Source organism: Corynebacterium sp. HMSC074C03 (assembly GCF_001838285.1).
In the GTDB taxonomy this organism is placed as follows: Bacteria; Actinomycetota; Actinomycetes; order Mycobacteriales; family Mycobacteriaceae; genus Corynebacterium; species Corynebacterium amycolatum.
This window is the reverse complement of sequence record NZ_KV836202.1, coordinates 77,256-99,887: the sequence shown is the minus strand read 5'-3', so window position 1 is coordinate 99,887 and position 22,632 is coordinate 77,256. Positions and strand designations below refer to the sequence as shown.

General features: G+C 57.6%; 27 protein-coding genes. 14 read left to right on the top strand and 13 right to left on the bottom strand.

What is annotated here, in order from left to right; all coding sequences use genetic code 11:
• Window positions 1-82 precede the first annotated feature (82 nt).
• Together HMPREF2847_RS03805 and HMPREF2847_RS03800 are read left to right on the top strand one after the other, a co-directional pair.
• Window positions 83-805, top strand: a complete 723-nt coding sequence (locus HMPREF2847_RS03805; protein WP_070601376.1) for a YggS family pyridoxal phosphate-dependent enzyme — start codon at window positions 83-85, stop codon at window positions 803-805.
• Window positions 806-835: 30 nt separating this feature from the next.
• The gene (locus tag HMPREF2847_RS03800; RefSeq protein ID WP_016421777.1) at window positions 836-1,222 is read left to right on the top strand and encodes a Rieske (2Fe-2S) protein; all 387 of its coding nucleotides are present in this window, start codon (window positions 836-838) and stop codon (window positions 1,220-1,222) included.
• On the opposite strand, the gene HMPREF2847_RS03795 is transcribed toward HMPREF2847_RS03800, so the two are convergent.
• Both HMPREF2847_RS03795 and HMPREF2847_RS03790 read right to left on the bottom strand, forming a co-directional pair.
• On the bottom strand, window positions 1,213-2,451 hold the full coding sequence (locus HMPREF2847_RS03795) for a Fic family protein (RefSeq protein WP_222866918.1): 1,239 nt from the start codon (window positions 2,449-2,451) through the stop codon (window positions 1,213-1,215). The genes HMPREF2847_RS03800 and HMPREF2847_RS03795 overlap by 10 nt on opposite strands.
• A gap of 184 nt (window positions 2,452-2,635) precedes the next feature.
• Complete coding sequence (locus HMPREF2847_RS03790; RefSeq protein WP_070851579.1) at window positions 2,636-3,844, bottom strand: MFS transporter; 1,209 nt, start codon at window positions 3,842-3,844, stop codon at window positions 2,636-2,638.
• A 107-nt stretch (window positions 3,845-3,951) separates the two neighbouring features.
• Here HMPREF2847_RS03790 and HMPREF2847_RS03785 point away from each other — a divergent pair, with 107 nt between their 5' ends.
• Entirely contained in the window at window positions 3,952-5,169 is a 1,218-nt protein-coding gene (locus HMPREF2847_RS03785) for a saccharopine dehydrogenase family protein (protein ID WP_070851578.1), read from the top strand.
• The gene (locus tag HMPREF2847_RS03780) at window positions 5,166-6,017 is read left to right on the top strand and encodes an SDR family NAD(P)-dependent oxidoreductase (protein WP_048731943.1); all 852 of its coding nucleotides are present in this window, start codon (window positions 5,166-5,168) and stop codon (window positions 6,015-6,017) included. The genes HMPREF2847_RS03785 and HMPREF2847_RS03780 overlap by 4 nt, the downstream gene beginning before the upstream one ends.
• 9 nt (window positions 6,018-6,026) lie before the next feature.
• On the opposite strand, the gene HMPREF2847_RS03775 is transcribed toward HMPREF2847_RS03780, so the two are convergent.
• Window positions 6,027-6,362 carry a YciI family protein gene (locus tag HMPREF2847_RS03775; protein WP_048731941.1) on the bottom strand — a complete coding sequence of 112 codons (336 nt, stop codon included), beginning with the start codon at window positions 6,360-6,362 and terminating at the stop codon, window positions 6,027-6,029.
• Between the two features lie 169 nt (window positions 6,363-6,531).
• On the opposite strand from HMPREF2847_RS03775, the gene HMPREF2847_RS03770 reads away from it, so the two are divergent.
• The gene (locus HMPREF2847_RS03770) at window positions 6,532-6,753 is read left to right on the top strand and encodes a toxin HicA (RefSeq protein WP_048732076.1); all 222 of its coding nucleotides are present in this window, start codon (window positions 6,532-6,534) and stop codon (window positions 6,751-6,753) included.
• Between the two features lie 2 nt (window positions 6,754-6,755).
• The gene (locus HMPREF2847_RS03765) at window positions 6,756-7,091 is read left to right on the top strand and encodes a type II toxin-antitoxin system HicB family antitoxin (protein WP_048731939.1); all 336 of its coding nucleotides are present in this window, start codon (window positions 6,756-6,758) and stop codon (window positions 7,089-7,091) included.
• Window positions 7,092-7,119: 28 nt separating this feature from the next.
• Here HMPREF2847_RS03765 and HMPREF2847_RS03760 read toward each other — a convergent pair whose 3' ends face one another.
• The 4 genes from HMPREF2847_RS03760 to HMPREF2847_RS03745 form a co-directional block, all read right to left on the bottom strand.
• Window positions 7,120-7,338: a hypothetical protein gene (locus HMPREF2847_RS03760; RefSeq protein ID WP_241482040.1), complete on the bottom strand. Its 219-nt coding sequence runs from the start codon at window positions 7,336-7,338 to the stop codon at window positions 7,120-7,122.
• Between the two features lie 136 nt (window positions 7,339-7,474).
• Window positions 7,475-7,864 (bottom strand): hypothetical protein, encoded by a 390-nt coding sequence (locus HMPREF2847_RS03755; protein WP_048731936.1) that lies wholly within the window; start codon window positions 7,862-7,864, stop codon window positions 7,475-7,477.
• A 4-nt stretch (window positions 7,865-7,868) separates the two neighbouring features.
• Window positions 7,869-8,219, bottom strand: a complete 351-nt coding sequence (locus HMPREF2847_RS03750; RefSeq protein WP_048731934.1) for a hypothetical protein — start codon at window positions 8,217-8,219, stop codon at window positions 7,869-7,871.
• A 73-nt stretch (window positions 8,220-8,292) separates the two neighbouring features.
• Window positions 8,293-9,621: a PepSY-associated TM helix domain-containing protein gene (locus tag HMPREF2847_RS03745; RefSeq protein ID WP_070851577.1), complete on the bottom strand. Its 1,329-nt coding sequence runs from the start codon at window positions 9,619-9,621 to the stop codon at window positions 8,293-8,295.
• Window positions 9,622-9,767: 146 nt separating this feature from the next.
• Between HMPREF2847_RS03745 and mgrA the strand changes: the two genes are divergently transcribed.
• On the top strand, window positions 9,768-10,805 hold the full coding sequence (mgrA, locus tag HMPREF2847_RS03740) for an L-glyceraldehyde 3-phosphate reductase (protein WP_070851576.1): 1,038 nt from the start codon (window positions 9,768-9,770) through the stop codon (window positions 10,803-10,805).
• Here the strand turns inward: mgrA and HMPREF2847_RS03735 are convergent.
• Window positions 10,789-11,772, bottom strand: coding sequence for an LLM class oxidoreductase (locus HMPREF2847_RS03735; protein WP_070851575.1), 984 nt, complete (start codon window positions 11,770-11,772; stop codon window positions 10,789-10,791). The two genes, mgrA and HMPREF2847_RS03735, sit on opposite strands and share 17 nt — an antisense overlap.
• Before the next feature lie 54 nt (window positions 11,773-11,826).
• Here HMPREF2847_RS03735 and HMPREF2847_RS03730 point away from each other — a divergent pair, with 54 nt between their 5' ends.
• The gene (locus tag HMPREF2847_RS03730; protein ID WP_070851574.1) at window positions 11,827-12,780 is read left to right on the top strand and encodes an NAD(P)-binding domain-containing protein; all 954 of its coding nucleotides are present in this window, start codon (window positions 11,827-11,829) and stop codon (window positions 12,778-12,780) included.
• On the opposite strand, the gene HMPREF2847_RS03725 is transcribed toward HMPREF2847_RS03730, so the two are convergent.
• Window positions 12,737-13,258 carry a GNAT family N-acetyltransferase gene (locus HMPREF2847_RS03725; protein ID WP_070851573.1) on the bottom strand — a complete coding sequence of 174 codons (522 nt, stop codon included), beginning with the start codon at window positions 13,256-13,258 and terminating at the stop codon, window positions 12,737-12,739. The genes HMPREF2847_RS03730 and HMPREF2847_RS03725 overlap by 44 nt on opposite strands.
• A 294-nt stretch (window positions 13,259-13,552) precedes the next feature.
• Between HMPREF2847_RS03725 and HMPREF2847_RS03720 the strand changes: the two genes are divergently transcribed.
• On the top strand, window positions 13,553-14,782 hold the full coding sequence (locus tag HMPREF2847_RS03720; protein WP_070851572.1) for an HNH endonuclease signature motif containing protein: 1,230 nt from the start codon (window positions 13,553-13,555) through the stop codon (window positions 14,780-14,782).
• On the opposite strand, the gene HMPREF2847_RS03715 is transcribed toward HMPREF2847_RS03720, so the two are convergent.
• The gene (locus HMPREF2847_RS03715) at window positions 14,779-15,105 is read right to left on the bottom strand and encodes a transglycosylase family protein (protein WP_005511827.1); all 327 of its coding nucleotides are present in this window, start codon (window positions 15,103-15,105) and stop codon (window positions 14,779-14,781) included. The two genes, HMPREF2847_RS03720 and HMPREF2847_RS03715, sit on opposite strands and share 4 nt — an antisense overlap.
• 93 nt (window positions 15,106-15,198) lie before the next feature.
• Between HMPREF2847_RS03715 and HMPREF2847_RS03710 the strand changes: the two genes are divergently transcribed.
• Window positions 15,199-16,212, top strand: coding sequence for an App1 family protein (locus tag HMPREF2847_RS03710; RefSeq protein WP_070851571.1), 1,014 nt, complete (start codon window positions 15,199-15,201; stop codon window positions 16,210-16,212).
• Window positions 16,209-16,901 (top strand): AAA family ATPase, encoded by a 693-nt coding sequence (locus HMPREF2847_RS03705; RefSeq protein ID WP_049181219.1) that lies wholly within the window; start codon window positions 16,209-16,211, stop codon window positions 16,899-16,901. The genes HMPREF2847_RS03710 and HMPREF2847_RS03705 overlap by 4 nt, the downstream gene beginning before the upstream one ends.
• Here HMPREF2847_RS03705 and HMPREF2847_RS03700 read toward each other — a convergent pair.
• Entirely contained in the window at window positions 16,885-18,267 is a 1,383-nt protein-coding gene (locus tag HMPREF2847_RS03700; RefSeq protein WP_070851570.1) for a DHA2 family efflux MFS transporter permease subunit, read from the bottom strand. The genes HMPREF2847_RS03705 and HMPREF2847_RS03700 overlap by 17 nt on opposite strands.
• Window positions 18,268-18,403: 136 nt before the next feature.
• On the opposite strand from HMPREF2847_RS03700, the gene HMPREF2847_RS11865 reads away from it, so the two are divergent.
• Window positions 18,404-18,526, top strand: coding sequence for a hypothetical protein (locus HMPREF2847_RS11865; protein ID WP_255468944.1), 123 nt, complete (start codon window positions 18,404-18,406; stop codon window positions 18,524-18,526).
• Between the two features lie 24 nt (window positions 18,527-18,550).
• On the opposite strand, the gene HMPREF2847_RS03690 is transcribed toward HMPREF2847_RS11865, so the two are convergent.
• Entirely contained in the window at window positions 18,551-19,924 is a 1,374-nt protein-coding gene (locus HMPREF2847_RS03690) for an aminotransferase-like domain-containing protein (protein WP_070832942.1), read from the bottom strand.
• Here HMPREF2847_RS03690 and HMPREF2847_RS03685 point away from each other — a divergent pair.
• Entirely contained in the window at window positions 19,923-21,185 is a 1,263-nt protein-coding gene (locus HMPREF2847_RS03685; RefSeq protein WP_070851569.1) for an aminotransferase class I/II-fold pyridoxal phosphate-dependent enzyme, read from the top strand. The two genes, HMPREF2847_RS03690 and HMPREF2847_RS03685, sit on opposite strands and share 2 nt — an antisense overlap.
• Before the next feature lie 124 nt (window positions 21,186-21,309).
• Window positions 21,310-21,432: a hypothetical protein gene (locus tag HMPREF2847_RS11860; protein ID WP_255468945.1), complete on the top strand. Its 123-nt coding sequence runs from the start codon at window positions 21,310-21,312 to the stop codon at window positions 21,430-21,432.
• Between the two features lie 38 nt (window positions 21,433-21,470).
• Here HMPREF2847_RS11860 and HMPREF2847_RS03675 read toward each other — a convergent pair whose 3' ends face one another.
• Window positions 21,471-22,286 (bottom strand): hypothetical protein, encoded by an 816-nt coding sequence (locus tag HMPREF2847_RS03675; protein WP_070851568.1) that lies wholly within the window; start codon window positions 22,284-22,286, stop codon window positions 21,471-21,473.
• Window positions 22,287-22,632: the final 346 nt, after the last annotated feature.

Sequence of the window (22,632 nt, the reverse complement as noted above, 5' to 3'; positions counted from 1 at the left end):
CGGAAAGCGTCGAGAGTCTGTCCATGAGCATGATTCGACACTACCGCACTGTTCTTCCTACTCAGGCCTTAGAGTGGGAGGTATGTTCGTGGAAAACTATCGCAAGGTTCGCTCCGAGATCGACGACGCTTGCCGACGAGCCGGGCGTCAGCCCTCCGAGGTCCGTCTGCTGCCCGTCAGCAAGACTGTGCCTGTCGACGCCCTGGTGGAATCTTGGCCGGAGCTCGCGGCAGCCGGCTGCGCTGGCCTGGCGGAAAACCGCGTCCAGGAAGCGGTGGCCAAGGCGGAGGTATTCCGGGAGGCCTTCGGCGAGAAAGCACCACATATGGCCATCATCGGTCCACTGCAGACGAATAAGGCCGGCCACTTGGTCAGCTGTGCTGATGAGTTTCAGGCGCTGGACCGACCGAAGGTGGCCGGAGCGCTGCAGCGCCGCTTGGCTGATGCCGAGCGCACACTTGATGTGCTGATTCAGGTCAATGTCTCCCGCGAGCCGCAGAAGTCGGGCCTGGCGCCGAGCCACGCAGCGGAGTTTGTCCGCATGTTCGGCCCCGATGGCGAGTACCCGAACCTGCGCCTGCGCGGGTTTATGACCATCGCGGCCCAGAATGACCCAAATGTCCGCGAGGCATTCGCGGAGCTGCGCGATCTGCGCGACAGTCTGCTCGGGGATTTGCCGGAGGGTGTCAGCCTCGACGAACTGTCAATGGGTATGTCCGGCGACTACCGCGAAGCCATCGCCGAGGGAGCGACCACCGTGCGTGTGGGACGCGCTATCTTCGGTGAACGCTCGTATAAGAAATAAAGGTAATCAAATGAAGGTAATCTCAGTGCCATGAGTTCTGATGTCTCCCCGTGCTCCCGTCGTCGTTTCCTCCTGGGAACTGCCGCCACTGCAGCTGGCGCACTCGTAGCCGCCTGTGCACCAAAGTCTGCGGTGGAGAAGGTTGACGCTGCCGACATTCCGGTTGGCGGCGGTGTGGTTATCGGCAATTACGTCGTCACGCAGCCGGAGGAGGGCAAGTTCGCCGCTTTCTCCAGTTCGTGCCCGCACCAGAATGGTCGCATCACTGAGGTCAGCAATGGTGTGATGATTTGCCCGAACCACAACTCCCACTTTGATATTGCTACTGGTCAGGTTGTTTCTGGCCCCTCGCGTAAGCCCGCTGGCCAGGCTCCGCTGTCAGCCGATGGCACTGAGCTGATTGTGGGTCAGAAGTAGGCTCCGGAAACAGATTCATGGTCGGCGGGTTCAAGGCCTAAGAGATCTACTCCCGCCGGTGCCAGCTGGAATCGCAGCGGGCGGCGGCTCGTGGGCATTGCCAATCCTGCCGCCTCTAACTCGGCGAGATACTTTCGCGCTGTCCGCTTTTCCTTGCCGACGGTGTCAGCGACGTGTTCGAGCTTGATTCCATATTCGGGCCCGAACAACCGACCCTGTGCCAGGACGTATAGCGTGCCAATCTCGTTTCCTGTAAGCGACACAGGCAGCACCCGCTCGGGCGAGTTAGATAGCTCAGCTATCCGCTGTTCAAGCCTTTCGCACTGGTAAGACTTCATCTGCAGCTCTTCCAGTAGATACTGCTGTGCATTCAGAATGACATCAGCCATCGCCTCGACGAAGAATGTGACTTCGCCCCGGTTCATCGGGTCTTCCGTAGTGGTAAAAGCCTTGTAGTACTTCGCCTTATCCTCAGCGAGTTGGCGGGAAATAGTCAGCGCTGTTGCTGTTGAGAGTGTCTCCCGCAATGCCACTGACAGCAGAAAACGCCCCATCCGGCCATTGCCGTCATAAAACGGGTGAACGAACTCGAACATGAAATGGCTTGCCAGGATTCGAATAAGCCGATTGTCCTCTGAGGAATTCACCGTTTCCAGGAACTCATTGAGAAATTGGTGAATGGCCGCTTCACTTTCCACACCGCGGTGAACCTGTCGTTGCCCATCGGTAATCGTGACCGTTGCTGCCCTGAAGAGTTCACCGTCTAACTCATCTTCGGCGGCAATCTCATCGCCGAGAAGCTGATCGTACTGCTGACGGAGTTCTTTAAGCGTTATCGGAAACTCAATCCGCTCATCGTTGGCCAGCCGGAAATAGAGCTGGCTGAACTCATGGAACCGCTTGTGCTGGGTTCCGGAAGTGTTGTCCAACGCCTCCGCGACTTCTCGCCGTGTGGAGTGGATCCCCTCAATTTCATTGGTGGCTACCACCTCGGCCAGGAGCAGATTGAAGAGATAGTGAGTCCGCGCGGCACCCGGCAGGCGATTCCACAACTGTGAGATCTGTAGCTCTATAGACAGAATCTTTTCAATCTTGGCTGCGAGATCGCTTGTAATGCAGCAAAAGAGTGGCCACTGCCCCAGCGGAAAGTGCCACTGAATCGTCGACGGGGAGTCTTTGCGTGACTGGTATTCGCCTTCCACTGTCTGTTCCGCATCATGTGCGGACATGTGGAAGATCCTCTTAAGCGGATAGTGCTTCACGGCGAACTTCCTTCTTTCCCCGGTGTTCTTTACATGATGCTTTTTACATATAGTGCCCTAAAAACTAACCCTTAATGTAAAAAATCACTGTTTTTTACATTAAGGGTTCTTTACGCGGTGCCTAAATGCGCCTTGCTGCCGGTTTCGCCACCTATCGCCGCGGCTTCAACCCCGCCACAGCACATGCACCAGCAATGAAGGACAGCACCACCAGCCACGGAATCAGCCCTGCCCACTCAAAGCGGCTGAAGACCATGCCGGATACCCAACCGACAATCGATGAGCCCGCGTAGTAGCTGAACAGGTACATCGATGACGCCTCGGCGCGGTCGCGCTGCGCCACCAGCCCCACGCCGGACGAGGACAGCGAGTGCGCCACGAAGAACGATGCCGTGAATACAAGTACGCCCACAATTAGCGCGGACAGCCACGGCAGCAGCGCCAGCCCCAGGCCCACGCACGCGGCCAGAGTCGCAATGGCGATGAGGCGACGGCGGCTCACCGTCTTCGCCCACACGCCCGCGCGTGCCGACGACCACGTGCCCGACAGGTAGAGAATAAATACGAACCCTGCCAGTGCCGGGGAGAGTCCGAACTTATCGCCCAGTCGGAAGCCCAGGTAGTTGTACAGGGAGACAAACGAGCCCATGAACAGGAACGCCAGGGCGCACAGCGCGAGAATACGCGGGTCGCGCAAGTGCCGTGCTATGGCCTGCCCCTCCCCTGCAAACGACAGCTGCTTCGGCTGGAACCTGCGCTGTTGCGGCAAGAAGTACCAGGTCAGAATGGCGAAGATGAACGCCACCGTCGCCGAGACCGCAATCGCCACCCGCCAAGAGGCGAACTCCAGCACAATGGACGGAATAATACGGCCGAGCAGACCACCGACCGTCGTGCCCGAGATATATAGCCCCATCACGCGACTGACATGGTCGGCGTGGACTTCCTCACTGACATAAGCCATAGCCACTGCGGGAACACCGGCAATGACAATGCCCTGCAGCAGGCGCAGAGCAATCATCGAACCGATGCCCGGCGCGATTGACACCACGAGCCCCAGTAGCGTTGCCACAAATGCGCTGATGACGATCACGCGTCTGCGTCCAAAGCGTTCCGACAAAATGGACACCGGGATAATCGCACAGGCCAAGCCACCGGTGGTGGCGGATACCGTCAGCGCGGCGGTGGCGGGGTCGACCGATAGCTCGTCGGCAAGCGTGGGCAGCAGCGCCTGCGTTGCGTAGAGCGCTTGGAACGATGCCAGGCCGGCGAAAAGCACAGCGATAAGCGCGCGGCGGAATCCGGGATCTTCTGGCCGCAGTCCTTCGATCTGTTCGGGGTTTTCGTTAGCGCTAGTCACTTGTCCTACGTTAGCCCTCCCGCCAAACCCATCGCTGAATACCCGGATCTAGAAAAACCTTTTTAATTCGCCCGCGGTATCGCTTTCGTTTTATTAGTTTCGTAGGCATGACTACTTTTTCCGCACAGCCACAGGGTCGCAATCACGACCGCGAGTACGACATCGTCGTCTACGGCGCCACGGGTTTCGTGGGACGCTTGATTGTGGACTATCTGGCTAAACACGCCGGTCAGACGAAGGTGGCGCTCGCAGGCAGGAACGCCCAGAAGCTTGCCGACGTCGCGGAGAATGCAGGCGTATCGGACTGGCCGGTCATTGTTGCGGATGCCGCCGACCAACAGGCGGTGGCTCAGCTTGCGGCCAGTACAAAGGTGGTGTTGACCGTTGTGGGTCCGTACGCGAAGTACGGTCGCACCCTGGTGGCCGAGTGTGCCAAGGCCGGTACTCACTACGTCGACCTGTGTGGCGAAGTGCTGTTCGTCCACGACTCCATTGCAAACAACCACGAAGTGGCGCAGCAGACCGGAGCGAAGATTGTCCACTCCTGCGGCTTCGACTCAATTCCCTCCGATGTCGCTGTCCGCGAGCTCCACGAGGCGGCCCACACCAAGCTCGGTGAGACAACCCTGCTGTTCAAGCATGTCAAGGGTGGTGTCTCCGGCGGCACTATCGATTCGGTCCGCGTTCAGCTTGAACAGGCCAAGAAGGATCCCAAGCTGCGTCGCATCATCGCCGATCAGTACGCGCTGGCTGAGCCGGGACCCGACCAGGGTAAGTTCGGCGTCGACCTGCGTCCGGCGCGCTTCCGCCGCCACTGGCGAGCCCCCTTCTTCATGTCGCCTTTCAACACCCGCATTGTTCAGCGCTCGGCGATGCTGGCGGATTACGGTGATTCCTTCCGTTACCGCGAGCTACTCAATGTCGGCCGCGGTCCGAAGGCTTTCGTGCGCGCGAATGCTTTCGCGGCTGTCTGCAGGTTGGCGCTGGCGGCGATGGCATTTGGGCCGACGGCCAAGCTCATTGATAAAAAACTACCGAAGCCGGGCGAGGGCCCGAGCGCTGAAGCACAGGCCGAGGGCCGCTTCACCATCGAGGCCTACACGGTCGACACCTCCGGTATTCACTGGCGTTCCAAGGTGTCCCTTGAGGAAGACCCAGGGTACGCAGGCACCGCGATTATGATTTCCAGCGCCGCCCTCGCGCTCGTCCACGACGATCTGCCGGACACCACTGGCGTGCTCACTCCTACTGTCGCGCTTGGCGACGCCCTGTCCCGCCGCCTCCGCGCCGGCGGCATGACCATTGAGGCGGTGCAGGCTCGATGATTGGTGGCCTGACCGGTGCTTTTGCAAATCTCACCCGCGGACCGAAGCTGCCGAGTGTAGGTGGTGGCCGTGCGTTAGTGACCGGCGCTTCCTCCGGCATCGGCTGGGCATGCGCGGAGACACTGGTCAAGGCCGGTTTCGAGGTCGTTGGCACGTCCCGCAGAGGCGCCGATGCGCCGCACCCCGAGGGCGTGCGGATGGTGGCGCTCGACATGTCCAGCGCTGACGATATCGCCGCTGTGGTCGCTCACGGGCCTTACGACGTCGTCGTCGCCAACGCCGGTGAGAGCCAGTCGGGCGCTTTCGAGGAGCTACCCCGCGAGGCGCTTGAGCGTCTCTTCCAGGTCAATGTTCTGGGGCAGGTGGAGCTGTTACAGCAGCTGCTGCCCGGCATGCGTGAGGCTGGTCGTGGCCGAATTGTGCTGGTTGGTTCGATGCTCGGCGGGTTACCGCTGTCCTATCGTTCTTCCTATGTGGCGACTAAGGCCGCTATCCGCGGCTTTGGGCTTTCGTTGCGGGGTGAAGTCGCGCAGTTCGGTATTGGGGTGACGGTTGTCGAGCCGGGTGCCATCAACACGGGAATTTCCACACGTCGGACGACGTATGGCGATGAGGGTTCCGTTTACGCTGCTGATGTCCACCGCATGCTGACGAAGTTGAATGCCAATGAGGAACGTGGCATTCCCGCTTCTGAGATTGCTGAGGTGGTTATGCGCGAGGTGGCCGCCGAACGCCCCTTGGCCCTGGTGGCGCGGGGGTCGTCGGCAAGCGTAGCAGTGCCCTTCATGCGGCGGATCCCGACGCAAGCGATGTTGACCATCATGCGCCGAGTGCACGGACTGCGGTGAGTAAGTGTGCTATTCGGCGATAGCGCGCACTTCGACGGCCTGCGCACACGCCTCTGAGGCTTCGTGGGCCAGGTTGATGGCCTCGTGTTCATCTGCAACTTCGACGATCCAAAAAGCCGACGGGAACGTCATCGCGTTGTAGTACGGCAAATCGCTGTGCGAACCATCCGGCAGCACCGTCATGGCATCCTCTGGTGGAACCAGCCCTCCGGACATAACCCAGTGACCTTCGTCCTGCAGCTTCTGATTGAAGCGTCCAATCCGTTCAAAGGCAGCGTGCATTTCCTCGTCAGAGTCATACGCGTTGATATCTCTGCGGCCATGGACCGTGAAAAAGTACTGCACACCAAGCTCCTGAGTTTCGTTTTGCTAAGTGTAACAGATTGGGTGGGGTTGGAACCGGGATGTTTTGGGGAATTTTGGCTTTGGTTGCTATTTACCCCTTGACCAGGGCGGTACTACAGATGGTACTATCCAAGACGTGGGGGACAAAATAGAAAAAATTCTTACATCTATGCGCGCTTCGAACGCCAACGTTTCTTACCAAGATCTGAAGAAGGTCTGCGACTTTTACTTCGAACGACGCCCTTCGCGCGGGGGCGACCATGAAACATACAAAACACCGTGGCGCGGCGACCCTCGGGTCAACATTCAAAATCGATATGGGAAAGCAAAGCCCTACCAGGTCAATCAAGTACTAGCCGCCGTCGACAAACTTCTACTCGAAGGAAAATAACAATGTCTTATCCTGCTGAAAAGTACACCTACCAGGTCTTCTGGTCAGAACCTGATCAAGAATATGTGGCGACGGTACTGGAGTTTCCTTCACTGTCGTGGGTAGCTGAAAACTCGTCGGAAGCGGAACAAAGACTTCGAGACCTCGTTACTGAGGTTCTTATGGATATGGAAGCCTCCGATGAAGCAGTCCCAGAGCCCTTCGGTCACCGTTCCTACTCGGGGCGATTCAACGTCCGAATCCCCAGTTCACTGCACCGGAAACTGGCAATGGCAGCTGCCCGCGAAGGAGTCTCGCTCAATGCTTATGTAGCGCAGACACTCGCAGGCGCTGCGTAGGTTTTGATTGGGCGTTTTCGGGCAGAGCCTAGTTTTGTTCTTTCGCCAATTCCTGTTTCGCAGTGGCGGCTCGCTGTGCCCTGATCTCCGCTGCCTGCTGCTTGCGGGTATTGAACCCCATGCGCCACGGGGCGGCTAGACCTGACTCGGGGGCATGCGGGTTATCGCGCCAAGATTTGCCCTCGTTGTAGGCCTGCGCGCCCTCACGGTATGCGGCGGACTGTTCGGTGAAAGTTGGTGCGGACATGCTTTGTTCTCCCCGTGTGTTGTGTTGGGTGTCTGGTTAGAGATTATAAACGCGGTAGCTACTACTACCGCGTTGTGTGTGTTTCTGGTGGGGGTGGCGTAGTAGCGCCATCTTCTCCCCTCACCTTTTTCGGTGGTTAAAAGTTGTTTCCTCCCCATGTGTGGTTAAGCGGGGATGTTGGCGGAAGTTCGATACTGAGATTAGTTTCTTCCTGTTTTACCGGGCCGGCTGCGATGTGCGGTTCATTGAGGATTGCTTTTACATCCTCTGGCGGTTCCGGCATGACTCCCGTTACCAGCGGTGGGGTGCCTGACGTGTGTAAGCTCTTACCAAACCACCACCACGAATAGGGTGAGTGCTTCGGCGGTAGTTTCAGGCCGTCTGGGATGTCTTCCACGGGGATTAGATCCGTCGTGTCTGCCATTGCATCGACGATTTCCGGGGTGGCTGTCATGCGCCCATTGATACAGGCAACCTCGTATGTTTCACCCGTGTCCAATGTTCCTTGGATTGCAAAAAATGACATTTGCTTATGCCTTTCCGTTCATTTTCCCGTTGAGGGTAAGCATGGCTCCTAGTGTGAAGTCTAGGATGTCTGCCTTATCTAGGGCGTCGAACATGTAGGGGTCGAAAAGCGCTTGCATACCTATAGTAATCACCTCGGCGGGGGTGTCGCGCTCGGTGAGTTTCATTCGGTAATACGATTCGTATTGTTCGCGGTAGGTCTTGAGCGTGTAGGGGTGCAAGTCGGTATCCGACTTAAATGAGCGTTCGCCCCAGTTCATTGAGTAATCCTCTGGGTTGCCGACGCTGTTCTTGGTTGCTCGCTTGAATTTGTATGCGGCTTCCAGGTCTGACAATCCGGGGATAACGGCCTGCATAAGGTGGCCTACCTCATGTATTGTTGGGAACATCCCCGCTCACGCAGGGAACCCGAAGGCGATAGAACCTACACTAACCTCTCCGGAGCTTCCGCCAGGCCCAATCAATAATCACGAAGCCAACGAGCGTCACACCGAACAGTGGTGCAACCACCGAGTAGGCAATCAGCAACGCCACCACAGCTGCTGCAACGCCCGGGCGAATGTCCCGCCAGCGCGTCGGCGCCGGGAGCCTGCCCGGACGACCGCCTCGACCGCGCCCAAACCACATGGCGTAGCCGCGCACAATCATCGCCAGCAGAGCAACACCGATCAGAGCCAAGACCAGCTGATTCACCCAACCGAACAGGATGCCCATGTGCGCGTTAATCAGCCATTCGGTCAGCTTCGCCGGCAGCGGCCAGTCCGCAAAATGAATCCGATCGACCATCGCTCCGGTCGACCCGTCAACGGTGACGGTCTCAATGCCCATCCGCCATTCCTCGCGGGCTTCCTTGGCCATCCACACCGTGCCAGCTTCCGGTGGTGTCAGTTCGACTTTCCCGGACAGCCCCTCGGCACGTGCGAGGTTCATAACACTATTCGCCTCTGACCAGTCATAATTCGCTGGCGCAGTCGCAGTCACGGCTGGTTTCGGCGCATACCAGTCCATCGTCTCGCGCAGCTTAGCAATACCCGTTCCAGCCACCCACGACCACGTCAGGCCGGTGACGGTCAGGAACAAAAGTCCAACGCTGACCGCCAGACCAACATTCGCGTGACGACGCATATGATGCGCCCTCTTACTTGTTCCCTGTGTCCGCTTGCGGCGCGAGCGATCCCACCAGAGCCAGAGGCCACCGATAGCCAGTGCGCCCATCCAGGATGCTGCCGTCTCAGAGTAGAGGCGACCAAAGTTGCTATCAATCCAGAGCCTGCGGTGCCCTTCCGAAATCCACGCCCGCAGTGGCAGCGCCGCCGAGGAACCGTATTGCACCAGGTCACCCTTGATGCTCAGGTCGCCTGGGTCGACGAACACCGCATGTCGGTAGGACTCCGACTTCAACTGCTCATCGTTGAACATAACTCGCGTTGTCTGTCCCGGCTTTTCCGGGACCTGCACTGCGGTCACCGGCAGCTCAGGATGCACGCGCTGCGCGACCTCAACCTGCTTTTCCAGAGGCTGTGCGGGAAGGCTTGAAGTTGCAGTTAGTTCTTCGTGGTAAACCACCTTTTCTATGCTCGGGGCGAGGGCATACGCCACGCCTGTGACAGCTGCAATAACAAGTAGCGGCGCAACGAGGATGCCTGCAACGACATGGATTCGGTGCAGTAATGCTCGTGGCCCACCATTTTTCTGAGTCTTTGCGACGGGGTTTGCGGCTGGCGTTCCAGCGGCATCGCCTGTGGCTATTGAAGTCATGCTCTATTAGTCGGACGAACCGCCTCACTTGTTCCCCAGCAAGCTCACTTTTATTAACTTCCAGGGGTAACCATTTGGCCACGCGCCCCGTTGAAGGCCACCTCGTGCGCAACTATTCGTCGTAAAGCCCGCGTACCCTCGAACACATGGCATATCCAGACGTGTACCACGCCAATGACAACCGCTATGAAACCATGCCGTACAACCGCTCCGGCGACACAGGGCTAAAGCTTCCAGCCATTACGCTGGGACTTTGGCATAACTTTGGTGACGACCGGCCGCTCGAGACGCAGCGTGAAATCCTGCGCACCGCGTTCGACCACGGCGTCACGCACTTCGATCTCGCCAACAATTACGGCCCACCACAGGGCTCTGCGGAGGCGAATTTCGGTCGCATTATGGCCAAGGATTTCGCTCCGTATCGCGATGAAATGATCATTTCCTCTAAGGCCGGTTGGTACATGCAGGATGGTCCCTACGGCTTCGGCGGATCGCGGAAATATCTCGTGGCCAGCTGCGATGCCTCGCTGAAGCGCATGGGCTTGGATTATGTGGACATTTTCTACCACCACCGCCCCGACCCGGATACGCCTATCGAGGAAACCATCGCCGCCCTCGACTTCCTCGTCCGCTCGGGACGCGCGCTCTACGTCGGCGTGAGCTCCTACTCCCCCGAGCTGACTCGCCGTGCGCAGAAAATCGCCCGTGAGCTGGGCACTCCGCTGACTATTCACCAGCCGAGCTACTCCATGTTCAACCGTTGGATCGAGGACGAGCTGCTGGAAACCTGCACCGACGAAGGCATGGGTGTCATCGCCTTTTCCGCGCTTGCGCAGGGTCTTCTCACCGACCGCTATCTGGACGGCGTGCCGGAGTCCTCGCGTCTCGGGGCGCACAAGATGAACTCGGGGTTCCTCAACGACGACACGCTCACCGCCATCCGTGAGCTCAACGCCATGGCTTTACGACGAGGCCAGTCTCTGGCACAGATGGCCATTTCGTGGGTTCTTCGCCGTGACGAAGTGACCTCCGCCCTAATTGGGGCTTCGTCAGTGGAGCAGCTGAAGAACAGCCTCGGCGCCCTGGACGCTGCACCGTTTAGCGATGAAGAACTCGCGGAGATCGACAAGTGGGCTGTCGACCGCGGGATTAATCAGTGGCAGGGCGCTACGGAGTCTGTATAGCCGGCAGCACATACTCAATCAGCTCATCAATCTGCTCTTCCGCATCCCGTTTAGAGGTGCGGAAGTTGATGCTGACGTGGCTGATGCCGAGCTGTCGCTGGGAGTGCAGCAGTTCGATGAGCTTGTTGCGGCCAAGGCGGTACCCGAAGTGACCGCCCTGCGCAGGTGCGTCGGGGTCGTCATGCAGGTCGATCCACAGTGATTCCAGGAAGGGCTTGAACACGTCCACGCCACACTCCTTGGCCACCGCTTCCTGCCAGTTGGCGATGTTCTTCTTCTGCATCTCCAAACCCTTGTGGTACATGAACCACCCGTCGGTATGCGCGGCCTTCCACTCCAGGCTCTGCTGACAGGAGCCGGTGGCCAACAGCGGAACTCGGCGTGCCAGCGGCTTGGGCACCACATCGGATCCGCCCATCTTGCCCTCAGACCACCGGATTGGCCGGTAGGTAGTGCTCATAGCCTTTTCATAGACCTCGATATGCTCGCGGAAGCGGTCACCGCGCTTGCCTTTGTCCTGGTTAAAGGCGGGGAACTCCTCGGGCCGGTCACCGGTGGCAACGCCGAAGAGGAAACGGCCGTCGGAAAGCCTGTCCAGCGTGGCAGCGCGCTTGGCCATCACCAGCGGATGCTGAAAAGGCACGACGATTGCACCGGTGCCGAGTGCAATGTCAGTGGTGTGTGCGGCGATGTAGCTGAGGTACATCCAGGGGTCGTAGACCTGGCCGACGTCGCCGAATGTTTCCACACGCAGCGGGATGTCGCGCGCCCACACCGCCGCGATGCCTGCGCGTTCGGCTTTCTGAATCAGCCGAATCTGATTGCTCAGCGCGTCCTTGGGTTCGGCTTCGGCGTCCTGCTCGATGGGCAGACTGAGCCCCACAGTTAGCCTGCCCGGCGCGAATGTGCGCTGGTAACCGGGTAGTTCGTCAATGGGCTTGTCCGAAAGATCAAACAACGAGCTCATGGTGTTTAACGGTAGTACAGCTTGAGCCACGGCACCCGCAGTTAAGCTGGAACCATGCTTGAGGATGTCATCATCGTCGGAGGCGGCCAAGCTGCCCTCGCTACCGCCTACTACCTGCGCAAACACGGCATTGATCCGCTCATTCTGGACAATCAGCCGGCTCCCGGCGGCTCCTGGCGCAGTGTCTGGCCCTCGATGACACTATTTTCCACCCCGGGTTTCTCCAACCTTCCGGGCATCCAGATGCCCGATTATGACGGCTTCCCGCCCGCTTCCCATGTGATTGATTACCTCAGCTCCTACGAAAAGCGCTACGAACTGCGCGTTCAGCGTCCGGTTAACGTCACCCATGTCACCCACGACGGCACCTTCCACCTCACCAGCGATGTCGGAGACTTCAAATCCCGCCAGCTCATCGCCGCCACCGGCAACCGCCCCTTCGTCCCACACTACCCCGGCACGACCTCCGCAAAGCAGTGGCATTCGGCCAACTACCCAGGCCCCGAACCCTTCGAAAGCTCCCGCGTTGCCGTTGTCGGCGCGGCGAACTCCGGCGCCCAAATCGCCGCTGAACTGATACTTTCCGACATCGACACCACCTGGTTCACCCGCCACGAACCGCGCTGGATGCCCGACGACGTCGACGGTCGCGTCCTGTTCAAACGCAACCGTCAGCGAGCACTCGCCATCGCACGTGGCGAACCCGACCCCGGCCCCTCCGACAGTATCGGCGACATCGTTGTCCTGCCGTCCGTCCGCAAAGCCCGCGACTCCGGTGCCCTCACTTGGACACCCATGTTCTCTTCGCTTGACGACGTCCACGCGGACCACCTCATCTGGTGCACCGGTTTCCGCCCTGCGCTCAGCCCCTTCCGCAGCGTCGATTCCAACCTCATCGAGTTCGTCGGCTACGGCGACTGGGTTGGCCCCGGTGCAGCCACGATTATGGGCGTTGGCCCCTTCGCTAAGCGCGCGGCTCAGCGGGTGGCTGCTCGTCTGTCAGCATGACCTGCATTAACAACATGTCCAACCAACGCCCGTTCTTTGTCCCTACCTGAGGCAACAGCCCAACACGCTGGAAACCATACTTTTCGTGCAGCGCAATCGACCCCTCATTACTGCCGTCAATTGCTGCAACCAAAACGTGCTTTCCCGCCTCCCGGGCAGCATCAATGGTTACTTGTAGGAGCGCCCCGCCAATGCCCCGGCCCTGAAAGTTCGGATGCACATAGATGGAGTTTTCCACTGTGTACCGAAACCCGTCGAAGTCACGAAAGTCACTAAAGGTGGCATATCCAGCGACTTCGTCGTCAAGCGTGGCGACGAAAACCGGGTAATCCTTGTCCCAGTGAGCGTCCATCCATGCAATGCGATTCTCCGCACTGACCGTGTCATCGTTCCAGATGACGACGGTGTTGATTACGGCCTCGTTGTAAATCTCCGCGATTGCCTCGGCGTCCTCCCGTGTTGCTTGCCGGATAATCATGGTTCTGCCCCGTTTTCTGCGCTGGTTTCTGCACTGGTTCTTACAGCTCCGCCTTTATAGATGCGAGATTATCAAGCTTCCAGTTTCGAACGGGTGTTTTATTTATATTTTTCCGCAACTCTCCATGCGCCACCTGCAAACAACCTGGTAACAAACGCTTTTTCGGTCAGCCGACATCTACAAAAACCATTCAAAATCTCTCACCACTTCTCTTTACAAACCAGAACGGCACCTGTACGATAGCAAGTAAGTTCGAAAGAAAACCGACAACCATTGGAACACCAGGGGGATCCAATGAAGTCCGAACAAGTACCCGAACCATATTGGGCTCATGAAAATCCTGAAGATGAGCTCTCAGCACTCGCGCGGGCTACTAACCGCACCCACCTTGAGTTGATTGAAGCCTGCTGCCCGGCAGGCGATGATGACGTTGAAAACCATGCCGCTCGCATCAGCGTTCGCCTGGGAATCACCCGCAGTGAAGCACTGCGTATCTGTGACATTGGTCTGTTGCTGGAGAAAATGCCTCAGCTAGCGGCCTACGCCCGGGAAAGCTACGCGTTATCCATGCGGCAACTCGGCATCATTGCACATGGCGTGGTCGGCATCGAGCCAGACCAAATACCCGATGCGGAGAAGAAAATTCTGGCATTGGTTACGCCACGGAAGCGTCGTCAAGCGATGATTGGTCCTCGCACGCTTACCACCAAAATTGGTGATATTGCTGCGGATTTGGACGACCGTGCTCGCGCCGACGGCACAATTCCCACCATCACCGATACGGAATCGGTGACTCTGGTGGAACGCCCCGACAGCTACTCCCAAATCATTCTCACGCTGCGCCCGGATCGCGCCTACTTCGCCATGTGCGCAATTGAAACGGTCTTCCGCGCGAATGAAGAAATGACGCAGGCGGATGCATTTGTGGAACTGATTCACCAGCGCACCAATGCGGAAGTTGTGCTCAACGTTTTCCGCGAACCCCACAGTGATGACGCCTGGCTGGACGGTGCCGGCTGGCTCGGCGCGCTGGTCACGGAAGAGTGGATGCAAAAGGTGACGCATGTCCGCCTCTCAGCAGACAGCGCCACCAATGGTTACCGCCCAACCCCAGCGCAGGTTGCCCGCGTCCACGGTCGTGACGGCACGTGTCGCTTCCCCGGCTGCGAAGTCCCAGCGTACAAGTGCGATATTGACCATATCGCACCGTACAACCAGGAAGACCCCGAAGCCGGTGGCCCCACCGACACACAGAATCTGCACTGCCTATGCCGGAAGCACCACAACCTGAAAACCCACAAGCTCTGGGATATCACGGCTTATGAGGACGGCTCAGAGGTGTGGTCCTCTGCCGACGGCGTTACCGCGGCGACCGTCCCGGCCGGACCGTTAGCCGGGTTCGGGCGACAGACTTTTGACAAGCGCGCTACTCAGAAGACGAAAGCACGCCATGACCACTACATGAAGTGGTGGCTGTCATTCGCGGCGGTGCCAGATTTAGTCTTTGATGATGGGGAGGATTAACCCAGCGGGCCACCGCAGTTCGGCCATGCGCCAGCACCCTGGGAGGCAAGCACGCGCTCGCCAATCTCAATCTGCTGCTCCTTGGTGGCCTGGTCAGCCGTTGGTGCGTACTGGTCACCGCCGTGGCCGCTCCAGGTCTGCTGCGAGAACTGCAGTCCGCCGTAGTAGCCGTTACCGGTATTGGTCTGCCAATTTCCGCCGGACTCACATGCCGCAACCTGATCCCAGGCGCTGACTGATGCAGCGTTAGCGGCGGCGGTCGGGGCAGCAATCATGCCTGCTGCCACGGCGGCGGATGCGATGAACTTACCGGAAAAACGCATAAAGAGAGAACACTCCTAAAGGGTTGACTTTTCTCTTGGCCGACCAACCTACGCGCACCCTCCCCCGCCCTGTCAACCCGTATCCTGGAAAGCATGTCCGTGGCAGATGTCGTCCGCAAAACCGAGAGAAGAATCAACGCGCTGGCCGCCAAGCGTTCCAAAAACGCTGGTTGGGAACCGGAAATCATCGGATTCACCGGGTACGGAAATGCAGAGCGCGTTCGCGTACTCGGCCGTGTCCTCATGAAGGATCCGGCCAAAAAACGAGACGAAGAACGAAACAAAAAACGCGGGTTTTGGCAGTTCTTTACCGTCGAACTCGCGGACTTTCCCGTCACCATCACTGCCGGCAATCGCACGGTGGAAACCACCACGGATAGCAACGGCTACATCGAGGTGCTGATTCGGAATCACGGCCTCGAACCCGGCTGGCACGAAATCACCATCAACGACACTCCCGCGGAGGTCCTCATCCTCTCCCCGGAAACCAAATACGGCATCGTCTCCGATATTGATGACACGGTGCTGGTCACCATGCTGCCGCGCGCCCTCATCGCCGCCTACAACTCTTGGGTCAAGGAGACAGACGAGCGCAAGGCCGTCGCTGGCTTCAACGAGTTCTATGCGCAACTTCGCCGTCGTTACGCGAGCAAAACCGACGAGGACACGGACGTTCCCGTCATCTACCTCTCCACCGGCGCATGGAACACCTTCGGCACACTAAAAAAATTCCTGCACCGAAACAACCTGCCGAAGGGCCCGCTACTGCTCACCGATTGGGGGCCAACGCCCACTGGCCTGTTCCGCTCGGGCAAGGAACATAAGAAGGTGCGACTGCGGGACCTGTTTATTGACTTCCCCGAAATCAACTGGATTCTCGTCGGTGATGACGGCCAATACGACCCGCTCATCTACGGCACAGCCGCGGCGGAGCATCCGGATAAGGTCGCGGCAATCGCAATCCGCAACCTCACGCCCAGTGAACACGTGCTCTCCCACGGCACGGCAGTGCCAATTGAAAAGCTGGAGAACAAGGAGGTTCCGTTCATCGAGGGTGCCGACGGCTTTAAGCTGCTCAAACAGATCGACCAACTGCCGCAACCATGATCTACCTCCGCCAGGCCCGTATTCACGATGATGCCGAGCTCCCGGCTTACGTCGTAAAGCTCGCGTTGCCCTTCCCCATGGCCTTCACCACGCCGATTACCATCTTGACCGGCGAAAACGGTAAGGGAAAGTCGACAGTGCTGGAGGCGTTGGCGTCGGCGATGGGGGTCGACACGGACGGCGGCTCGCGGTTTAAAACGCAGGAGCGCACCTCCCCGATTCCGCTCGCGCTGACCAAGCGCAATCCCCCGGATACGTTCTTCTTCCGCGGCGACGCGCACTTAAACCTCGCGCGTTTCTACGCATCGATCGGCAGTCTCCCCGGCGGTGACGGCATGGCGGACCTCACCCAGATGAGTCACGGCCAATCCATCATGGCGCTGGCCAAACGCCGCTTCGGTGCCGAATCGCTGATCTTCCTCGACGAACCCGAGGCCGGACTGTCGGTACTGCGCCAGCTGGAACTCCTCGGCCGTCTCGGCGCGCTCGCAGAAGCCGGCGCACAGATCATCATGGCGACGCATTCCCCCATCCTGCTCGCCGCACCGGAAGCAACGATCATTTCGCTTGACGACGCCGACACCACCCACTTCGAAGACACCCTCGCGGTACGGGCGACCAGGGATTTCCTAGCCGATCCCGTCGGTATCGCGGACTACATGGTGGAGCGTTTTACTTCGGATTCTTAAGCCCCAGCGCCGCTATAACACCCAGGGCCGACAGTGCTACCGGCAACCACATGGCGTTACTCATTGCGGTGGTGAAGTCGCCACGGTTGCTGCTGAGCGCCGCAGCCATGACGGTGGCGATCAGCGCGCTACCCAGCACACTGCCGATCTGGCGGATGGTGTTGTACACACCGGAGGCAGCACCGGCGAGGGTCGGGTCAATGTTGCGGGTCGCGGCCGTCGACAGCGTGCCCCACACAAATGCGTTGGCCACACCGAATGCGGCGCCCGGCAGTAGCAGCCACAGCACGGAGAGGTCCTCGTGGATGAGGTAGTGGAACCCAAGCATGCCCACCAGCGAGGACCCAAAACCGATCAGCGCGAACTCGCGGAACTTCAGCCGGTCCAGCATTCGCCCAGTCCACGGCGCCATGACACCAGAAATGAGCGCCTGCGGCACGAGCAGTAGTGAGGCTTGGATGGTCGATAGGTCGCGAGCATTCTGGGCGAAGAGGATGATCGGGAAACCAACCGCGACCACCAGCGCTCCCATCACGGCAATGGCCAACGAGGAGACGGTGAAGTTGCGATCCTTAAAAAGGGACAGCGGCATCAGCGGTTCGGCCGTCGTCTTGGCCTCCCAGACCGTAAACAGGCCAAGAACCACCACACCGGCGGCAATCAGTGCCCAGATCCAACCGGACCAGCCAGCACTCTCCCCCTCCTGGATGCCGAAGACCAGCAGGAACATACCAATCGCGCTGAGCACAACGCCCAGATAGTCAATCTTGTTGCGGTGCGTCTCAAAGGTCGGTAGATAGCGAAACGCAAAAACGAGCCCGATCAGGCCAATCGGCACATTAATAAGGAAAATCCAGCGCCAACTCAGCAGCTCAATCAACACGCCACCAGCCAGCGGCCCCGTCAGCGAGGCAATTCCAGCCGCCGCTCCCCACAGCCCCATCGCCGCACCGCGATGCGCCGGCGGAAACATCTGCGTAATCAGCGCCATCGTCTGCGGCGTCAACAGCGCGGCCCCCAGTCCCTGCACCACGCGGGCAATGATCAGCATGCTTAACGACGGCGCCAACCCACACGCCAGCGACGCCAACACGAAGATAACCAGGCCTGCTACATAGGTGTGCTTGACTCCCCAGAGGTCACCGAGCCTGCCGGTAATAAGCAACGGCACAGCATAGGCCAGCAAATAACCGCTGGTCACCCACATGACCTGGTTGAGCTCACCGCCCAGTTCATGCTGGATGGTGTTAATACCAACGGTGACAATGGTGGCGTCGACCAGAATCATGAAGAAGCCGAGCAAAACGGTCCACAGCGCTGGCCACGCCTTTTTGGAATCAAACTGAGTATTCAAATCTGTAGCCACTCGGAGTCATGTTAGTTGATGGCACTTTCATTATCGGCTTCTCCTACGCCAAGAAGCACATGGCCATTGCCCCGGACGCGCAGGTATTGAAAAGTTCGCCGACGAGTTCGATGCCCGCGGCCTCTCCTACGGCAAGATGATGGTCCGCTTCCCCTGGCCGAAGGACGGCAAGGCCGAGTCCATGCCGCTGGACCTGCTTGCCAAGATGATTGAGTTCAACATGGAGGACAAGCGTGGGATGGCCAAGTTTTGGCGGTAGGAAGGTCTCCGTCGAATTTAGTGGCTAGCCCGAAACCACGCTGTCCAGAATCATCGCTGCATCAACAAATCTCTCGGGATGGGGACCCGCGAAGTTCAGGCGTAAATACGGGCCGATTTCCTCGGAGGGAAACCAGTCCCGTCCTGGCGCAACTATCAGTCCCCGTCCTTCGCAACGTTCGGCAACCTCTTGGGGGTCTGTGCCATCGGGAAGCCTGCACCACAAGTTGAGTCCTCCTTGAGGCACGTGTGGAGTTTCCACCGACGGCGCATATCTGGATAAAGCTTCAAGCAAATCATTTCGTCGCTGTCGCAGTGCGACCTGCATATTTTTGAGGTGCGTCGCGTACGCACTTTGCTTGACGACGTCCAGCGCCACGGCCTGCAAAATTCCACTGGTGTACAACGCTTCGGCTGAAACTTCTGCGAGTATCCGCTGAAGAACCGGCCCCTTGGCAATTACTGCCCCTACCCGAACTGCAGGCGAAATCACCTTTGTCAGCGATCGCAGATAGATGACATGCCCTTCGGCATCATCCGCCGCTATCGGAACATCAGGTGCGTCGAATGCGAAATCATGTGCCCAATCGTCCTCAATGAGGAAAGCGTTGAACGCTCTTATGATTTCAATAATTGTTTTACGACGAGCTGTCGACCACCGTTTCCCATGAGGGTTACCGAACGTGGGTTGACCATAAAAAGCTCGTGCAGAACTCGTTCGTAGCAGCCTCTCCAGACTCTCGGGGATTGGCCCCTCATCATCACTTTCCACTGGTAGTAGAGAAATCCCAGCCTGCCGAGCAGCCAGGATTGCACCCCAATATGAAGGCGACTCAATGATGAGTTCCTTCGGTGAAATGGCACGAAAAATAGCACCGAGCCCGCTCTGTGTGCCTGGAACAATAACCACATCGCGCTCATTTGCTCGTACCAGTTGCGAAGCAAACCACTGCCGCAGTTCTGCCATCCCCCGCACCGGTGCTCGTCGATAGGCATCGTGCGATTTACTGACTCTGGTAAGCGCTCTTCGTACCAAGTTCGTTGGCAGCAGAGATTCATCCGGATAACCGGAATGCAGACTGATTGCCTCATCAGTGGAAGCTCTCTGGGTGGCGGCCAGAACCCTTCCGGTATTGGGCTGAGGTCCCAGCGCTCCGACTTGCCAGCTAAAGTCCGCCCGTGGGAGTTGTTGGCGATGCCTGACGAATACCCCCACGCCGACTCGCACTTCTACCAGTCCGCGGGTAGCCAGTTCGTGGATAGCGTTTCGCACTGTCACCGGGCTAACCGAATACGACCGCGTTATTTCACGGCTGGATGGCAGCTTTTCTCCGGCTTTGTGTTGCGCAATCCACGTTTCCAGCTCGCCGACCAACATAGACGTGCTACTGTTAACCATGAATATACATAGTAGCGCTATCGTATCGAAGCGCGCAGTGCTATCCTGCCCAATCCATTTTTCGCATCACCTCGACAATGTTCTCTATGACCTGCGCGGACCAATTCAGGACAAGGCCGACGAGCTACAGCGTCAGGGCGTAAAGGTCATTCCCCTCAATGTCGGAAATCCTGCCCCATTCGGCTTCCGGCCATCTGCAGAGGTACTTTCCGCTATGCACCGTGGCCTCGAGGAAACTTCTGGATACTCAAATTCCCTCGGCCTGAGTGACACCCGTCAGACTGTCGTGGACTACTACTCGCAGAATGAGGACTTCCCCGCCCTCGATAGCGATCACGTTCTCGTCGGAAATGGTGTCTCGGAGCTGGTAAACCTATGTCTACAAGCTCTCATCAACGACGGTGATGAGATCCTCATCCCCTCACCCGACTATCCACTCTGGACCGCATCCACCACCCTCGCCGGCGGAGTCCCCGTGCACTATCTCTGCCTAGAAGAAAATAATTGGCAGCCAGACGTCGATGACATACGCGAGTCCATCACAGCCAAAACTCGGGCGATTGTCATCATCAATCCAAACAATCCCACAGGCGCCATCTACTCACCGGAGACTCTCTCCCAGATTGCCCAGCTCGCACGTGAGCACAATCTAGTGCTGCTTTCCGACGAAATCTACGACCGCATTGTGTACCCTGGAGCCTCATTCACTCCAACAGCTTGCCTAGCGCAGGATGTCCCCTGCTTAACGTTCTCCGGCCTTTCCAAGACGCATCGCTTGGCCGGATTGAGAGCTGGATGGGTGACTGCAACTGGATTTCGCGAACAGGACACCCTGTTTAAAGGAATTCGACTACTGGCCTCAATGCGGATGTGCGCCTCAATTCCGGCCCAGCACGCGATTGCTGCCGTGCTGGGCAAAGAACACAGCATCGACAATTTAGTACGACCCGGTGGCCGCCTCTTCGAACAAAAAGTTGCTGCCACTACAGCACTCAGCAAGATTCCCGGAATCTCGTTCATCGAGCCGCAAGGGGCGCTGTACATTTTCATTCGACTAGACGGCAATATTTACGAAATTGATAAGGATGAGGACTTCGTTCTCTCGTTTCTGGAAGCAGAACACATTCACATCGTCCAAGGCAGCGCTTTCAATGTGAAAGGCGGGACATATGTCCGGATTACTTTTCTTCCTGAGGTCGAGACAATTGACCATTTCGCCGCTCGCTTCGCAGCTCACCTGGAGAAGTACGCTAAGCGCTAGCCCCTACCTACATCGCTAAATCCGCCAGGGCATCCTCATCAATAATGGCCGTCCATCTTCGACCCGCGCAGGTGTTGAAAAGTTCACCGACGAGTTCGATGCCCGCGGCCTCTCCTACGGCAAGATGATGGTCCGCTTCCCCTGGCCGAAGGACGGCAAGGCCGAGTCCATGCCGCTGGACCTGCTAACCAAGATGATTGAGTTCAACATGGAGGACAAGCGCGGGATGACCAAGTTCTGGCGATAGGTCGGGGTTGGTTGCCGGACCTGGAAGCTGTCAAGCGTTTAATGCGCATTCCTTTCCTCAGCGAGATTACGGAGGAATGCGTCTTTGTCGTCGCAGTATATCTCAATCGAGGAAACCATCATTAGCCCCTTGTAAAGATCTTCTGCCACGACTGGCGAATCCACTTCTAGCCTAACGTTCACTTCACTCAAAACAGGCACCCTGAGATTGCCGTCTTCGTCAATTGCTACGTCCCCTCCTTCACCTGCCGTTACGGAGCTCGCATGGCGTAAGTGTGACCATGGAATTTCGCAAATAAGCCTTCGCCCATTTCGCAGTACGAGTCCTTGCGGTGTTATGAGATGTGGATGGTTCCGAACAGTTACGTAAAATCCAGATAAAAGAACTACGGCATAAACACTAATTACCAGCAAGAAATATCGCCAAAATGTATTAGAAATAGCAAAATGCACTATGCCGATTTCTACAATGCTCAGCGCTAATACCATAAAAACAACAGTTCGAAGATTTTTGTGCACAGTAAAGGATCTGACTTCACTGTCGACATTTTTCTGAGGTCTAAAGAATGTAAAAGCAGCTATCAGTGAGCTAACTTCCGAAACAAGTAGCGCTAGTATTTTTCGAGGTACGCCAAAATTCTTTGACGTCTCGGACAGCGAAGCAGCCCATGACCTACCATTTCTGAGATAGTCTTGCCGCATACCTCCAAACAGTAAGAGAAGAGCCGCAACTACAACGGCAAGTGGTAACAGGAATACCCAACCCGGCAAACCAGATACCACATTCATAAGAAGGAAAAGAACTACTTCAAGAATAATTGCGGTAACCAGAATTGCTCTAAATATAATTTTCATGCTTACCTTCCGACTATGAACGGACAGGCTTTCCTCGGAAGAAGATTCCTCACCATGCAAGCTCTCTCTTAATATTTCTTACACATTCTTGAGTTGATTTTTCACGATATAAACAGATACCAAATGATCGTTAAAATATGGCCGTGAGCCAAATTCATGACTGAACACCGCTATACCAATGTCGCAGATGGGGTCGACTGTCCTCATGCACATCTCAAAACTATTCGAGTTTTCTTCCACTTTCAATACAAAATCAGTTTTGGGATTTATACTTCCCTTCTCGCGAGCCGGCTGCAATACCAGCTGGCCGACGCATCCGACGACTTGTGGCCACGCTATTCACCTA